Source organism: Rubripirellula reticaptiva (genome assembly GCF_007860175.1).
GTDB classification, from domain to species: Bacteria; Planctomycetota; Planctomycetia; order Pirellulales; family Pirellulaceae; genus Rubripirellula; species Rubripirellula reticaptiva.
This window is the reverse complement of the sequence record NZ_SJPX01000001.1, coordinates 617,644-633,163: the sequence shown is the minus strand read 5'-3', so window position 1 is coordinate 633,163 and position 15,520 is coordinate 617,644. Positions and strand designations below refer to the sequence as shown.

Sequence of the window (15,520 nt, the reverse complement as noted above, 5' to 3'; positions counted from 1 at the left end):
TTGATCGCTAACGTTACGCGTTCTTTTATCGCTTGCATCGCATTGATCACAACCGCGGTTGCCGATGATTGGCCTCAGTGGCGCGGTATCGATCGCGACGGGCGGATCAACGAGCCTGGCTTGATGACGTCGCTGCCCGACGATCACCTGCCGCGAAAGTGGACCGTCAAAATCGGCGCCGGTTACAGCGGACCGACCGTTGCCGACGGCCGCGTGTTCGTGACTGACCGAGGACTCGAAGACGAAGACGGTGAAATTGAACGAGTCTTGTGTTTTAGCGCCGAAACGGGTGAAGAACTCTGGAAGCACGCGTACCCGGCGGCCTATGGTGACATCGGCTATCGTGCCGGCCCGCGCGCATCGGTGACGATCCACGGTGACTTGGCAATTTCGGTCGGCGCCGCCGGTCAATTGATCTGTTTCGATGCGACCAACGGAACGATCAAGTGGCAACATGGTTTGCGAGACGAGTACGCCGTTCGCATGCCAATTTGGGGCATCACCGCGGCTCCATTGGTCTACGACGACTTGGTGATTCAAGTCGTCGCGGGCGCTGGCGATGCTTGCGTGGTGGCGTTTGATTTGGCGACCGGGAAAGAACGTTGGCGGTCGATCGATGAACCGGCCGGTTACAGTTCTCCGATTCTAATTCGGCAAGCCGATCAAGACGTCGCCGTCGTTTGGACCGGCGCCAGCATCAGCGGTTTGGATCCGAGGTCGGGCAAGGTTCATTGGCGAGTTGAGATGCGATCTCGCAACATGCCCATCGGCGTTCCCACACCGGTCGTGGCCAATGATCGGCTGTTCGTGTCGTCGTTCTATGACGGTTCGATGTTGATTCGTTTTTCAAAGGATGAATTGACGGCCGCGAAAGTTTGGCACCGCGTCGGGATCGATGAAATCAACACCGACGCACTTCACTGCATGATTAGTAACCCGTTGATCAAGGGCGAATTCATCTATGGCGCCGACAGCTACGGACAACTGCGATGCCTGGACATCGCATCGGGCGACCGAATTTGGGAAGACACAACCGCTGTGCCCAAGGCCCGCTGGGCGACGATCCACACCATCCAAGACGGTGATCGCGAAATCATGCAAAACGATCAGGGAGAGTTGATCTTTGCGACGTTGTCACCGACGGGCTTTCAGGAACATTCGCGAACCAAACTGTTGGCGCCGACGCGAAAGCAGTTGCCCAAGCGGGGCGGCGTGACGTGGTCGCATCCCGCGATCGCCAACGGCCACATCTACGCACGGAACGACAATGAACTGATGTGCGCGTCGCTTATACCCTAGGGTTTATCCGCTGCGTTGACGATCACGCACTCAGTCCATACGAACGCCAATGGTCAACAGAATGTTGGCGTATCGTTGCTGGTCGGCTGTTTGGATGGTCAGAACGTGATCGGGGGTGCCGACGGCATCATAAAATGCCCATTTGTCGATAGGTTCCAGTTTGACATCTAGGCCTTCGTTCTTGATCGTTTGGCGATAGTCGTCCCAGACGGGTGGATCGCCGTCCAGTGCGTACGGGCCGCTCGCCTCGGTCTGCATGGTTTGGATGGCTTCGACGGGAACCGCTGACAGCAGAGCTTCCAAGACCTGGTTGCAGGTGGGAACGCCGGGCATCAGGTTTAGACTGATCAACTCGGCGCGTGGCCCTCGTTTGCTGGCTGCAGGGTAGTTCCCGTCAGCGATTAGAACGCTGCTGTGGTGTCCGGCGGATGCCAGGATTGAACTGATTTGGGGGTGGATTAACTTATGGCGAAGCATTCGGTTGGCACTCGGATGAAGCGTGCAATTTGGATAGGATGGGCGGCATTATATCCAACAACCTTGTGACGGAGTGGCTCGTTGCCCGAAAGCTTATTAGCTCGCCGTTTGAAATTGGGCACATTCCTGGGAATCGGACTGTATGTCCATTGGTCCTTTTCTTTGGCCATTTTGTTTGTGGCGATGCGTTCCTTGCCACTCGGAGCCGTGGGTGTAGCCTTTGCAATTGCCCAATTGTTTGGCGTTTTCTTTTGTGTGACTCTGCACGAGTATGGGCATGCGATGGCGGCGCGGTGCTTCGGGATCGGCACTGCTGACATCACCCTGTTGCCGATTGGTGGCGTGGCCCGTCTGCGGCGGATGCCAAGGATTCCTTGGCAGGAATTGATCGTGGCGGTCGCCGGGCCAGCGGTCAACGTGGTCATCGTGATCTTATTGCTGATCGGGTTTGCGGTGCTGGCAAGTTCAGAAACCATCGCGGTGATTTCCGAATTCGTGACGGCGATGTTCACGGGTAATGAAGTGGCTGCCCAAACTGATGAAATGGCAATGCAAATTTTTGAACAGCCATCATGGGTTGGTTTTGCGGTTTTAATGATGCTGGTTAACGTGATCTTGGTTTTGTTCAACATGATCCCGGCGTTTCCAATGGATGGTGGCCGCGTCTTTCGCAGTCTGCTAGCAATGGTGATGGACTATTCGCTAGCGACTTCGATTGCTTCGAAAGTTGGCTTGGCGTGTGCCGCGGTAATGATTTGGGTCGCGTTGAACGCCGACGTGTTCAGCCCCATTCCGATTCTGATCGCGATCTTCATTGGATACGCGGGCATCACCGAGTTTCGCCAAGTCAGCTTGATGGAAAAAGTTCGGGGGCTGAAAGTCGGCGACGTTATGGTGCAATCCAATCGCGTCTTGCCGATGGACACGCCGCTGGGCGAGATCGCACGCCAATGGCGGATGACGCCGCAATCCGTCCTGCCAATTTCATCGATTGTTGGAACGGTCGTTGGCACACTTCGTCTTGATGACGTGACAAGTGCATTGGCTGCTGGAAAAGACACTTCTATCACAGCTGGACAATTGATCGACTACAACGAGTCGGTGGACTTGCTGCGAGCTGACGATGACCTTTCGGCGGCTCTCGCAAAGTCCGGGAAGTCGGTTCGCCAGATTCCTGTGGTGGATTCCAGCGGGCAGCTAGTCGGAATGTTGGACTTGGACACGATGCTTGCCCGACGTGGTTTATCACCAACCACCGGACACATTGAAGACGTTCCCGTACGGCAATTGGACGTGCTGAGTTGACGGACGGTTGGCACCATTTTTGGGAAACGCATACCGCGGACAAACTTCACCACTGGCAAGGCAATTGAGCTTTGGTGTGTCTATCGGATCTTGATCGCGTTGACCGACATGAAGCCTTGCGTGTGAAGCGTTATCAGTCGGTTGATCGATTGCTGGGTCAGTTCGACGCCTGACGACAACAGCAGTCGTCCGTCGTTCAGGGTGATCGGGGCGTCAAGAATCATTCCTGGTCGCAGGCTCGATAGCATCGTTGTCGTCGGTCGAATAGCTTGGGGAAGTCGTTGTATCGGGGTTGCCGCCGGTCGCGCAATGGGGAGTGTTTCTGCGACGGGCACTACCTTCGACGCCATCAATAGCATCGCGAGTTGATTGCCGACCTCTTTCAAGATCTTTACGTGCAGATCGTCATAGGCGTCGACTTCAAAGCTGCTGAAGAACAAGAAACCGAAAGGTTGATCATTGACGAACAAGGGGCATGTCATCGACGATCGGACTCCTTCTTGCACGATTAGCCGGGTCGAGTGAGAGTTCGGGCGATGTTCGAGGTACGTCGCCAGGTCGTTTAGCACCCGAGGTTGACGGCGCTGAAGTACGATTGACAATGAAGATCCACGCAGTGGTGCCGAGAATCCTAAGCCGAGCCGCGTCCTGCCATGCGACTTGGCCCAGCGTGTATGAACCGTTTGCTTTTCGACGTTGACTTCGGCAAAACCAATTCGGTCGTAAGGCACGACCTTGGCAAAGTTGTCAAATATGAACTCAAGTGACTCTTCAAGCGTTGCACCTTGGACAATTTTGCTTGAGAGTGAAAAGAGAACGTCGAGTATTGACGATTGTGTCGGTTGTTGGATTGCAGTACTCACCTTTTTGCCCCGAATGAGTAGAGTTGTTTTTCAACGAAGGGATCTTGTCATGAAAAGGCTAGGTCGCAATTGAGTCAGCGGTGCAAAGAATCATCCGTAGTATTGTCGGTTTTTTTACGCAGTGATCGTGTGTCTGAGCACGGATTGGTAACACTGAATTTGATAAGCCAAACTCGGCAGCCGTAGTTCGCAACCAGGCTTTTACAGTGTGCCTTCTTCCCATTGGCCACAGTCGGCGTCAGCGACGCTGCGTTCAATCTGGATCGTCATATGATTGATCTTGAAATCGTGGTGCAACGTCTCGCTTGCTTCGTTAAGCAGGGCGTCGTCGTTGTCGTGATTGGGACGCACTAGGTGAGCGGTCAATGCGATTTCGGTGGTGCTCATCGCCCAGATATGTAGGTCATGTACGGATGTCACGCCTGGCAAACCAGCAAGATACGATTCGACTTGCTGCGAATCGATGTTCGCAGGAACTGCGTGCATCGCCAGTCGGAACGACTCGGCCATCAAGCTCCAAGTGGCAACGAAGATGACTGCTGCGATGATCAGACTTGTCACGGGATCGACCCACCACCAGTTTGTCCACAAGATGATCCCGCCGGCGATGGCAACACCCAGCGACAGCAGCGCATCGGCAGCCATGTGCAGATAGGCGCCTCGTAGATTCAGATCATGCTCGCTGCCTCGCATGAATAACATTGCGGTCGCCGAATTAATGACGACACCCACGATCGCGACAACGATCACGACTGGCCCTTGAATGTGTGGCGGTGCCGAGAACCGCGAAACGGCTTCCCAAACGATTCCACCGACGGCGATCATCAACAGCAGCGAGTTGAACAATGCAGCCAAGATGGTTGATCCACGCCAACCGTATGTGCGTTTCTGGCTGGTCGGTAATTTGGCCAGGGCGTATCCAGCCCAAGCCATCAACAACCCCAACACGTCGCTAAGGTTGTGCCCGGCATCGGCCATCAAGGCCAGCGAATCAGACCACCATCCAAAAGCGGCTTCGACAGCCACAAAGGTGATGTTCAGTGTGATACCGACCGCGAACGCCCAACCAAAGTCTTTCGGCGCAGGATGGTGGTGGTCGCACTGGTGCATTGTCAGTTGAAGGGTGAGTTAGAAGTTGTGCCGGATCGATGGCACCGCGGACGATTGCAACTTGGAACGTTCAAACATCGCCTCGGCGGATGTTGCCGGGGATGGGTGCACGATCCATGTCCGCGTCGACGATTCGACATCCGAGGTTAATTCAAATACAAGCATACCCACGGTCCACGCGACGGCGATCCAAATGATTGCCGATGCTTGTCGGACAATTTGAGGCGAAGGGACGCCTTGATTTCGGTGCCGCCTGCTGGAACCGAAATCATCGGAACGATCGTGGTTCGCGTTGATAGGTTTCAGAGGATAACTGGACGACATCGAAAGTGCTCCAAGAAAAGGACAGGCCGCAATCACTGGGGTTGTTATCGAAAAGATCGGCTCAATCGGTCCGTACGAATAGCGGACAAGCGACGAATGCAATGAGAGAGACGAATATTTCGAGGTAGCGATCGCCACAATCCGGTCATGTCTTCTGTTCGTGGAGCTTTTCCTAATCCGCAAAGCTTCTCGCGAGGGACTATCGACGCGGCAGAATCGGCTCCGAAGCGCCGCTAAGCGCACCCAAATACACTTTCGCGATTCGGAAGATAAAGAAGATGAATATCACCATGATTGCCAGCCGAATCAGCAGTGCTGCGAATCCGGCCAGGAAGCGAATTGCCGACCGAGCTCGCTCGTCGTACTCGTTTGCCAGATACGTCATGGATTCCGCATCAGTGCCGGAGTGCTCGGCGATTTCAACTCGAGCGATGAAGTCGCGAGGGAAAAGGCTTGTCGCTTCCATCGCCCCCGCCAACGTCGCGCCGGCGCGGATTGCTGCCTCGGCATCTTTGGCGGCGCTGCGGTAATAGTCACTATCGGTGCTGTCGAGCGACAAGTGGATCGCTCGGATTGGATCGAGCCCGGCGTCGAGCGACAGAGCCATCGTCCAGCAGAAACGCGAAATCGTGATCGTTTGAATCGCCGGCCCGATCTTGGGGATCATGTACAACAGCGGCGCCAAATTCTGGACTCCGCCCACGTTGTAAATGAACGCACCAAAGAACATGGCAATCGCGCCAAAGAAGATGGCGACGTACAGCCAAAACCAAAGGACTCCTTCGCCGCCACGCAGTCCAAAACCAAGAATGTCAGTCATCTGTCCACCACCGGCGGGTGTCAAGATTCCCATCAAATAGATCAGGATCGAGATCACGCCAATGCCGAGAACTAGCTGGATCGCTGGCATCGTGATCGACGCGATAAACATTCGGCGTGTCGTGATTTGATGTTGGAAGTGATCGCTTAACATCAAAAGCGTTCTTTCCAATCGACCGGTGGCTTCACCGACTTTGGTCATCGCCGTCATCAGGCGAGGAAAGTAAGCCGGGTTTGCTTCCATCACGCGGCTGAGGTGTTCGCCTTCGCGGGCGCCCTGGGACAACAAACGCATCGCATGCCGTTCGTTGTTGGATCCGTGAGAAGCTTCGCTATCGAGAAGACGAATGATGTCGGCGCCAGCCTTCAGTCCGGTTCCGAATCGGTGACAGAATTTTGCCGAAGTCGAGAGTTTCATCCGTTTCGAAAACACGTCTGGGTTGCCTCGGAGCTGGTCGTCAAGATCGCCCGAACGCGGGGGCGTGTCCCATTGTGGTCACGCGGACCGGTGCAGGGAAAGAAGCCTAGCCCTAAGTTTCACGCTGCTTGGTCCGAGGGGGCCTTTTCGGCTAGACCGCCAGTCACCCCGCCAACCGAGCCTCGATTGGCGCTGGAAAGCTTTGCCAATTCAGCGAAATCTTGCAGCGTTTCCTCAAGTTGTGCCAATTGCTCGGCCGCGGTTTGCGCAATATTTAGGAACAGAATTCGGGAAGAACCCACCTGGCACCAACCGGGCTGTTCGTCGTCCAAAACCTCGATTCGGACTTTGAATCCGGCCTTTCGTGCATGGGCCAGCCGTTTCTTGAGCCGGATCACAACATTGTCGTCTTGGATCATGGGAATCGCCGAATGGAAGAAGCCGAGAAGTTGGGGGGCCGCAAAATCGATTCAATCGTTGTGTTGGCAATCTGTGCGGGAAGGCTACCAAACGGTGTAGCAAACTGCCGGGCATCGACGATAGGTCAATCATCGGACGTTGAGTTGACCAGTTGGTGAATTCTTCATTTGGCGGACGTCCGTCCTTCGTGTTATCTCGCAACCGCCTTTCTCTGACAGTCAATCTGAATCGATATGTCTTCGAATACCCAAGCATCAAATCAAACGGCCGACCTTCAATTGCAAGTCCAGCATTTGAAGAACGAGATGCGAAATCTGCAATCGATGGCAGCGCTTGGCGAATTGACGGGCACCGCGACTCACGAATTCAACAACGTGTTGATGACAGTGATCAACTACGCCAAGCTGGGCATCCGAAATCGCGATGATGCGAGCCGGGATAAGGCGCTCAACAAGATTTTGGAAGCGTCGGAACGAGCGGCGAAGATCACCAATACCATTTTGGCGCAGGCCAAGAACCGCAGCGAATCGTTCGAGCCGACCAACTTGGTTGAAATCATCGAAAGCTCGTTGATCTTGCTCGAGCGTGAAATGCGAAACTATCGCATCGCGATCGAAACCGAAATTGATCCGTCGACGCCGATGGTCACTGCTAGCGGAAATCAGATCGGACGAGTGTTGCTGAACTTGTTGATCAACGCCCGGCAAGCGATCACCGAAGGCGGTACGATCTTGGTTCGGTTAGCGCCTAGCCAAGAAAGCGGATGGGTCGAGTTGACGGTGCGAGATTCGGGAAGCGGCATTCCAAAAGAATCACTGCCGCGCATCTTTGAATCGTTCTATAGCACCAAGTCGGGCCCCGATGAATCGGGCAAGGGTGGTACAGGTTTGGGACTCGCCGCGTGCAAGGACATTGTCGACGCGCACCAAGGTCGAATCCGCGTCGAAAGCACCGTCGGCGTCGGCACCGCGTTCATCATCCGATTGCCCATCGCCTCCCAAGCCAAGTCGGCTGCCTGAAGAGATGACTAGTTGAAGAGATCGCTAGTCGATCAACGTTGTTCACGCGGTGAATGGGTGCCGCATCTACTTCGCAACCTTGGCAAGTTGTCGAACAACGTACCGTGGCAACATCATGATCGCCCGATCGGATTCGTCATCGATCGTCATGCGAAAATCATTGCGGTTGGATCCCGCCATGATGCGTTGGACTTGTTGAACGAACACGATTCGTTTCTCGCCAAGCGGACGACTGGCCACGATCACCGATAATCGATCGTAGGAAGCGTCGCTGCCAACCCACCAGTGCCTTGCATCGACTTGGCGAACGTGCAGCCCCATCGGTTCGAGTGCTTGCTTTAGCATCGCAGATAATCCGTCGCTGGTGTCGGGCAATAGTTGTCGTTCGGGCATCGCGCGGCGGCGATTGGCGTCATACCAATTGACCAGACAGGATGCCTGGTTATTCCGTGCCGCTCGTCGCAAAAACCCAGCGATCGACACCGGCGTGTCAGGTTGCACGCCGGGTTCGCCATCTTGGATGATTGGCCAATCCGAAGGTTGGTCGACCGACGTTCGAGCCCAATGACTCAGGCGATCGTCAGCGACTTTCGGTGTCACACCGCGCATCCGTCGCAACGTCTCGGTTGCGATCGCGGCGAGTTGTTGCGATTGGCGAAGTTTGGTCGGGTCCACCGCCTCGGCATCGGGCTCAATTTCGTTCTCAGCCCCATCGTTGCTCTCGGTAACTTCGTTTGCTTCAAGCGGTTCAGGTTCTGGACGCAAGAAGTCTGCCAAAACTTCTCGTGCCGACTGGGCTCCGTCTCCAAAATCATCGACGTTGGTGATTTTGGTTAGGGCCTCGTTGAACGGTTCATCAGCAATGGTGAAATGCAGTAGTGTTTCTTCTTCGCGAATCGTTCCTCCGACTTGGATAGCGATTTCGTCGAGCACTTGCCGAGCCGAGCCTGCGGACTTGGGTGGTTTGATTTGCGTTGCCACATCGATGCCCACCAAATCAAACGAGACCCAGTCAATTTGGATCGGGACGCCAGTGATTTGGCTGATCACTAATATCATGTCAGCTAGCGGGTAGCCGTTGGACCGAAACGGCAACGGAATTGCCATGTCGGATTTCAAGTTCAATTTTCGAGGTTCATACCGATCGAGTGGATCAAGATCGTCCTCCGTCGCTTCGTCAATTTCGACTTCGTCAAGTGTCGGCGGCGCCTTCAGGGTCGCGTTATCGGCGGGGCCGTTGGAAGCCAAGAATGGAATGTATTGGGCTAGCCCGGGCGGCAAGTCCATCAGTTGGCTCGCATCGGGATCCGTTTCCTGTTTCGTGGGGTCTTTGTTTCGATCGCCGGCAATGATTGGTTTAATTGGCACGGGATCGTTTCCAATCGGTGCGCTATCGATCGGCGACGTGGGCATCAAATCGGTCGGAATGATTGACGGCGGTGCGTTGGAAGACGCGAGTTCAGGTTCGACTGGAACGTCCGAGTTGGGATCAGTGAGTGGTTGATCAGTGAGTGGTTGATCAGTGGTGCCGGCTTGCGATTCAGTTTCAACAACAGGTTCCTTGGGATCCAGAGGATCGTCCAGGTTGGGTTCTGGTCCAACAATCGGATCCGTTGTCGTATCCGATTGGGCCAGTTCGGTGCCAGGATCAGACGTGTCAGCGACCGATCGGTTGCGATACGAATGGGCGAACCAAGCGAAGGCAAGTCCGGCGACTAATAACGCCGAAATGGACAATAACGCGACCAAGGCGATTTGACGAGTTTGCCGCGTTCGATCGCTCTCCCATTCCACAGGAAGGGCTGTACCAGGCGGCTCGACCGGTGGTGCAAAGTTCTCGTCGCCCGAAAAATCACGCTTGATGGAGCTGTCGTGATTGCCGGCAAGGGGCGAATCTAGCTCGCCCGGTCGGACGGCTTCTTCGGTAATCGCCTCGCTATCGATCGACGACGCGCCGACACGCAATTGAGCTGGCTGCGAAGGAGGAACCGTTGGGGTGGTATCGCGGCCGGCCGCCGGAGAATCGGTACCAGCCGAACCGGAATCAAACGTATCGGCCGCGGGCGAGTCGATCTGTACCATCGATTGGCACTTGGGGCACGCCGCGATCGTCCCAATCACCGCCGGATCGGTGACGCGAAGTCGGCTGCCACAGGTGGGGCATTGGACGGCATAGGGTTGAAAAGACAAGGGAAAATCTCGTTGGCTAAAGCGTCCGGCATAAAATCGGTGCTTCGAATCATGATTCGAAGACTTGCACCGAAGGATCCCGCCAAGACATAATGTCTACACCGATTCTAGCTGATAAAGTCCGGTTCCAACCGGAGGTTCAACGAAAGACACCCATGGCACGCAAGGCGCAGGACGTCACCGAAGCCGAACTGGCGATTCTAGAACAACTTTGGGCGGAAGGACCGCTCAGCGTCAAGGTAATTTCGACAACCTTGTACGGCGAGGCGACAACTTCGACCACCGCGACTGTCCAGAAACTTCTAGGACGGTTGGAATCGAAAGATTGCGTGTCGCGAGACCCGACGGTTTGGCCACGTTTATTTCGAGCATCGATCGACCGAGCCGATCTGATCAGCCGCCGATTGCAGAATACCGCCGATGAGTTGTGCGAAGGATCGTTAGGGCCACTTTTGACTCACTTGGTCAAAAGCTCGATTCTGTCCCGGTCGGACCGTTCAAAGTTGCAATCGATGTTGGACGAAGCGTCAGGCGATGGAGCAGCGAAGCCTTCTAATCCAAGTGAGCAATAGAGATGGCTGGCACTCACTTACTTGGCGATTGGAATTTGATCGACCCGGTCGTGAAGGCCGCGTTTTCCGGTGACTCGAATCTTGTTGGCTGGTTGGTTGGTAACACATTGGTCGCGATTGGAATTGCGATCGCAGCCATTCTGGTGGACCGATATGCGAAACGACCGGCGCTTTCACACCTGCTTTGGGTATTGGTGTTGATCAAGTTGGTGTCGCCGCCCGTCGCGCCGCTTGGCATCGGCGTCAACGCAACCTGGTTCCGTTCGTTGTCCCTTCATTCACACGACGCTGCTTCGATTGTCGATGGAGACGATCTGCAGCGGTTCGGTGCGCTAGGGTCTGCACTTGGTGCTTTGGCCGTCGACGGTCCCGAAACAACCTTCACGCCGCTTGTTGTTTGGGCGGGCGTTTGGTTGGCCGGCAGTTTGGTCATGCTGCTATGGATTTTGCGTGCCTCGCGGCGAGTTCATCGTTTGATCGAACGTCGGGGGCGATTCGACATCACAGGTACACGTCAGTTGGCTGCTTTGTGTCCGCCAGGCAAGAAAACGCCGCCACCGGTTTGGTTGGTCGATGCTGTGGTTTCGCCGATGTTGGTATCGCCCTTGTTTCGGCGTTTTGGTGGTGAAGTTCGGATCGTCTTCCCGAAGCGGCTGTGGTCCAGTCTGGACGAAGACGCCCGCGCTGTTTTGTTGCTGCACGAATGGGAGCACTTTCGTCGACAAGATTGGATCGTTCGCTTTATCGAAGTCACCACGTTAACCGCGATGTGGTGGCATCCGTTGGTGTGGATTGCAAAGTTGCAAATCGAAGACTGCGAAGAACGTTGCTGTGACATGGCAGCCTCGATCGGATCAGATCGGTCACCGCGAGTCTATGCCGAAGCGATCCTGCGAACGCTTGACTTTCTGTGCGAACCTGTCGAGAAACATCATGCCGAAATCGAAGCTCGTCCGATCGCCAGTGGTGTTGGACATCTGCCAAAGCTACAACACCGTCTGCGCCAAATCTTAAAGCCAACGGCGACGATTCAGATCGGCAGATCAGGCATAGTAATTATTTCATTGATGTTGGCGATGTTGCCGTTCTATCCGGTCGTGGTTGTCAAACGGCCGAGTTCAGGCGTCGAAATCAAAATCCCCGAAGAAATCGAAACACCATCTGTGCTGCGAGCTGGATCGAAGGTCGTGCCCGAACCGGTGCGTCGACCGTTGGTTCAGTAGTCGAAAATGAAAAGTAACGCGTGCTATTTTGCAATTTCGAACGGGATGCTCGATTGGCCGTACTTCTTGCCGTTGACATCTTCCATCGTCAATTGCAAACGATACGTTCCCTTGCCAAGTTGGGCTGGCAAGTGCATTTGGTACGCAATGAAATAGTCACGCAAGTAGTTTGCTGAGACCTGTTTGTCGGCGGGCAACAACTGGCTGATAACTTTTTCATTCTTTGTGTTGTAGATGTCATAGCTGCCTTGCAAGTTCGTTTCGTAGCCATCGGCGTTCTTGTTGGCCGAAAAGTTTTCAATTTCGCAGTACAGAATGACTTGTTGGCCGCTGTCAAAACGGTTGCCGCTGAATGTTTTAATTTGACCGTACGATTCGATCTCGGTACAGAATGCGAGCGAACGAACTTCTAGCGAGTCCGTTGCCGCGGCAGCAAATTTGGTCGCTTCGCGCAGTTGCGGTAACGCTGTTGTGATCCGGCGACTTGGAACCGGGTGTCCGTCGGGGTCGACCATCGTCCACAGTCCAAGCAACTGGTGCCGCAAGAATTCTTGTTCTGGTTCCGACATGCCTTCAATTTGTTCAACCGCGGCATCGAGATTGCCGGACAATACCAGCAGGTGCCGCATCTTGATCATACGACTCGCTCGTGCCGATTCACTCTCGCCGGCCGGAGCCTTTGCCATCTGCTTCAATAGCGATGCGTAAAGCGATTGAGTGTCGTCCGCAGCCGTGTCACTGGTATCCGTGTTACCAATGACGGTTGCTTTACTCAGTTCTGACTTGGATGGGATCGTCGAGTCGAGGTCTCCGACTGCGCGCGACACCATCGATCCGCTATCCGATGTTCGGGCAGCCGAAACGGTCTGAATCGCTGTTTGATCGTCATCGATGTCCGAGATGGTTTGAATCGTGACGGGTTCCAAATCGTTGACGTCGAGATCGGTGACCGAGTTCGACGCAACACTTCGTTCTACCTGGACCGGTTCGTCGGTCAGTGATGCGACCGCAGAACGTGAATCGGAAATGGCTCGTTTGGTTTCGATCCGTTGCTGAGTGTCGGTTCGTCGACGATCACGCTGTTCGGCCGAGGCCAATCGGACCGTCGTTTCGTCCGGACGGACGTCGCTGGCGGCTGGCAGTTCGGGAAGGTTGTCGAGGTTTCGGTGAAGTGCCGAAGCTAGCGATGCAGGCTGGGAAGTCTGTTCCGCTGAACTGGCTGTGGCAGCGACTAATCGCCGCAAGGCTTCGCGTTGGACCTCCGGCGGATAGTCGCTGAACGCTGCCATCAGTTCAGAATGTTCCGTCGCAACCGAAGGCGATGGTTGTTTCTGGTTTTTCGGCTTCGTCACATTTTCGGTTGCCGAAGTTTGCTTGACCGCCGATTTTGGGCGCTCGGACAAATTTGAATTGGCAAGCGCATCGATCGAACTGGACGTTGGTAGAGTCAACTTGTCGCCAAGTTCAGTCGTCAAACGTTGTTTTGTACTGGCCGTTCTAGGCTGGTCGACGATGGTGTCGGATACGGAGGTTTTGGAGACGGAGGTTTTGGAGACGGTCCGCATCGGCGGAGCGCCCGGATCGTCAACGAATCGGTCTGTTCGCGGCGAGTTATCGTCCTGGATTGTCACTGTGACTTCGGTCTCAGAACGCGGCTTGACCGAGGCCAATCTTTGGCGTGGAGAATCAACGTCAAATTGTTCGGATTGCGGTTCATTGGTGACTTGGCCGAAACGTCCAAACGGCTTCGATCCCCGACAACCCAAGGTCATCGCGGTGGTGACTCCGACAAGCAGAATCGTCCAACGGTATCGAGCGGCGTGCATCCATGCCTCGCAAAAAAACTGTCATTCGTAGCGGACTCCGGCGGCCATGCAATCCTTGCACTCTCCTCCGGAATCGGTCCATTGCTTGGGACTTTAGCGAAAACCTGATTTTTGTGGCAATGTCAATCTTGGGGCATCCTGATGACCTTGGTTTGGACACCCTTTCCCCGCTATTGTGACGCGGTCTTCTCGCTTCATGGGAACGATCAACGCAGCCCGCTCGAAAGGATGGATCCCGTGAGTGCCTCGAAATCGTCGCGACTGATTCTGGTCGATGATAATATTCGCAATGTCGGTGGCCATTTCTTTGAACTGGCAACATTGCTGATGACTGGCGCCGAGTCGCTGGGTTATCGGTGCGTGATGGCGACGCACGAAAGCTTTGACGCGTTGAGTTCGGTTCCCCAGTCTTGGAATGTGTTGCCGACCTTCCAAACTCGGCGGATGGTTCGCTGGTCGTTGGGAGTTGATGGCAAGTCAACGCAATCTCGCGATTTCGATGGCCGACCAAACAGTGGATCTGTCGTCGATCGAGCGAAGGCGTTCGCACTCGATTGGATGAACCCGCCGGCAAAACGGCCCACGAAAATGGTCTCGCAGTGGGCCAATGGCTTTTGCAACTTGATGACGCAAGTGCGTCCGACGTCTTCGGATTCGTTGTTGATCAATACGGGTGACGACTTTGTATTACTGGCGCTGGCGGCGGCTTTGAAGCGGTCGCCGATTCCACCGATGCGTATCGACGTGATCTTCCACTTTGCGCTCTATGAAAACGATACACCGAACCGCCGCGAACGTTTGAAGTTGATCGGTCGTCAATTGCAATCAGCGATCAAAGGCATGGCGCCGCATCGTGTTTGCCTGCATGCGACGACAACCGCACTTGCGGCGCAACTTCGCGAAACGGAATGCGGTACTAGTGTCAACGCAATCTCATATCCGACTCGTCAACGTCTAATTGATACCCCGTCGATTCACTTCCCGGTCAAAGCCGTCTTGGCCGGTTTGCCGAGGGCAGAGAAGGGGAGTGATGCAATTTCCGAGTTGATCACTGGGATCGAAAAGACACTTTTGAAGTCTGGCCGGATTCGGTTGTCGATGCAAATGCCGGCTCAAAAATGGGAAACGATGGTCCCGTCATCGCTGCATCGCAGTTACCGAAACGCGATATCGAATGCCGATTCGAATGGTCCGTTGGAAATCATGACCTCGAATCTATCGACCACGGACTACCACCGATGGCTCGACACCGCAGACTTGGGTTTGTTTCTGTACGATCCGAAGCGGTACGTTGCCCGTTGCAGCGGAGTGCTGTTGGAAATGCTTGCTCGTGGTATTCCCGTCATCGTTCCGGATCGTTGCTGGTTGGCGGATCAAGTTCGATTGGCCGGTGGTCATCGATCGATCGGATTTATTTACCAAGACCGAAGTGAGATTCCCGAATTAATGCGTCAGTTCGTCAAACGTCGAACTGAAATTCAAGGCCGATCGATCGAGCATGCACGTGTGATCGCGAAACGACACAACGGCCAGAACACATTGCAAGAAATGGGATTGGCAGAAAATCGAGAACAGCGGGCTGCGTAGATCCGTGGTTACCACTCTTGTGACTTTCGTGCGACGTGTGTCGAGTTTGCATGATCACGAGTAGGGAG

13 protein-coding genes are annotated in these 15,520 nt (G+C 54.7%); 6 read left to right on the top strand and 7 right to left on the bottom strand.

Features of this window, described 5'->3' with window-relative positions:
• On the top strand, window positions 1-1,299 hold the full coding sequence (locus Poly59_RS02345; RefSeq protein WP_246151322.1) for an outer membrane protein assembly factor BamB family protein: 1,299 nt from the start codon (window positions 1-3) through the stop codon (window positions 1,297-1,299).
• A 30-nt stretch (window positions 1,300-1,329) separates the two neighbouring features.
• Here the strand turns inward: Poly59_RS02345 and Poly59_RS02340 are convergent, their stop codons facing one another.
• Entirely contained in the window at window positions 1,330-1,776 is a 447-nt protein-coding gene (locus Poly59_RS02340) for an RbsD/FucU family protein (protein WP_146532456.1), read from the bottom strand.
• A gap of 81 nt (window positions 1,777-1,857) precedes the next feature.
• On the opposite strand from Poly59_RS02340, the gene Poly59_RS02335 reads away from it, so the two are divergent.
• Window positions 1,858-3,081: a site-2 protease family protein gene (locus tag Poly59_RS02335; RefSeq protein ID WP_146532455.1), complete on the top strand. Its 1,224-nt coding sequence runs from the start codon at window positions 1,858-1,860 to the stop codon at window positions 3,079-3,081.
• 80 nt (window positions 3,082-3,161) lie between these two features.
• Here the strand turns inward: Poly59_RS02335 and Poly59_RS02330 are convergent, their stop codons facing one another.
• From Poly59_RS02330 to Poly59_RS02315, 4 genes are all read right to left on the bottom strand, one after another.
• Window positions 3,162-3,944: a GAF domain-containing protein gene (locus Poly59_RS02330; protein ID WP_186775968.1), complete on the bottom strand. Its 783-nt coding sequence runs from the start codon at window positions 3,942-3,944 to the stop codon at window positions 3,162-3,164.
• Between the two features lie 201 nt (window positions 3,945-4,145).
• Window positions 4,146-5,054: a cation diffusion facilitator family transporter gene (locus tag Poly59_RS02325; protein WP_146532453.1), complete on the bottom strand. Its 909-nt coding sequence runs from the start codon at window positions 5,052-5,054 to the stop codon at window positions 4,146-4,148.
• A 523-nt stretch (window positions 5,055-5,577) separates the two neighbouring features.
• The gene (locus Poly59_RS02320; RefSeq protein WP_146532452.1) at window positions 5,578-6,615 is read right to left on the bottom strand and encodes a type II secretion system F family protein; all 1,038 of its coding nucleotides are present in this window, start codon (window positions 6,613-6,615) and stop codon (window positions 5,578-5,580) included.
• Between the two features lie 119 nt (window positions 6,616-6,734).
• Complete coding sequence (locus Poly59_RS02315) at window positions 6,735-7,034, bottom strand: hypothetical protein (RefSeq protein ID WP_146532451.1); 300 nt, start codon at window positions 7,032-7,034, stop codon at window positions 6,735-6,737.
• Window positions 7,035-7,268: 234 nt separating this feature from the next.
• Between Poly59_RS02315 and Poly59_RS02310 the strand changes: the two genes are divergently transcribed.
• A complete protein-coding gene (locus Poly59_RS02310) occupies window positions 7,269-8,054 on the top strand; it encodes a sensor histidine kinase (RefSeq protein WP_146532450.1) in 786 nt (261 codons plus the stop codon).
• A 66-nt stretch (window positions 8,055-8,120) separates the two neighbouring features.
• On the opposite strand, the gene Poly59_RS02305 is transcribed toward Poly59_RS02310, so the two are convergent.
• A complete protein-coding gene (locus Poly59_RS02305) occupies window positions 8,121-10,244 on the bottom strand; it encodes a hypothetical protein (RefSeq protein WP_146532449.1) in 2,124 nt (707 codons plus the stop codon).
• A gap of 155 nt (window positions 10,245-10,399) precedes the next feature.
• Here Poly59_RS02305 and Poly59_RS02300 point away from each other — a divergent pair, with 155 nt between their 5' ends.
• Both Poly59_RS02300 and Poly59_RS02295 read left to right on the top strand, forming a co-directional pair.
• A complete protein-coding gene (locus Poly59_RS02300; protein ID WP_146532448.1) occupies window positions 10,400-10,816 on the top strand; it encodes a BlaI/MecI/CopY family transcriptional regulator in 417 nt (138 codons plus the stop codon).
• Between the two features lie 2 nt (window positions 10,817-10,818).
• Entirely contained in the window at window positions 10,819-12,039 is a 1,221-nt protein-coding gene (locus Poly59_RS02295; RefSeq protein WP_146532447.1) for a M56 family metallopeptidase, read from the top strand.
• A gap of 23 nt (window positions 12,040-12,062) precedes the next feature.
• Here the strand turns inward: Poly59_RS02295 and Poly59_RS02290 are convergent, their stop codons facing one another.
• Entirely contained in the window at window positions 12,063-13,865 is a 1,803-nt protein-coding gene (locus Poly59_RS02290) for a hypothetical protein (protein ID WP_146532446.1), read from the bottom strand.
• A gap of 237 nt (window positions 13,866-14,102) precedes the next feature.
• On the opposite strand from Poly59_RS02290, the gene Poly59_RS02285 reads away from it, so the two are divergent.
• Entirely contained in the window at window positions 14,103-15,452 is a 1,350-nt protein-coding gene (locus Poly59_RS02285) for a hypothetical protein (protein WP_146532445.1), read from the top strand.
• Window positions 15,453-15,520: the final 68 nt, after the last annotated feature.

What these genes read in the sequence shown, in the direction of transcription:
- Poly59_RS02340 (WP_146532456.1), bottom strand. Translation starts at nt 1,776, where the DNA reads ATGCTTCGCCATAAGTTAATCCACCCCCAAATCAGTTCAATCCTGGCA.
- Poly59_RS02325 (WP_146532453.1), bottom strand. Translation starts at nt 5,054, where the DNA reads ATGCACCAGTGCGACCACCACCATCCTGCGCCGAAAGACTTTGGTTGG.
- Poly59_RS02320 (WP_146532452.1), bottom strand. Translation starts at nt 6,615, where the DNA reads ATGAAACTCTCGACTTCGGCAAAATTCTGTCACCGATTCGGAACCGGA.
- Poly59_RS02315 (WP_146532451.1), bottom strand. Translation starts at nt 7,034, where the DNA reads ATGATCCAAGACGACAATGTTGTGATCCGGCTCAAGAAACGGCTGGCC.
- Poly59_RS02310 (WP_146532450.1), top strand. Translation starts at nt 7,269, where the DNA reads ATGTCTTCGAATACCCAAGCATCAAATCAAACGGCCGACCTTCAATTG.
- Poly59_RS02300 (WP_146532448.1), top strand. Translation starts at nt 10,400, where the DNA reads ATGGCACGCAAGGCGCAGGACGTCACCGAAGCCGAACTGGCGATTCTA.
- Poly59_RS02295 (WP_146532447.1), top strand. Translation starts at nt 10,819, where the DNA reads ATGGCTGGCACTCACTTACTTGGCGATTGGAATTTGATCGACCCGGTC.
- Poly59_RS02290 (WP_146532446.1), bottom strand. Translation starts at nt 13,865, where the DNA reads ATGCACGCCGCTCGATACCGTTGGACGATTCTGCTTGTCGGAGTCACC.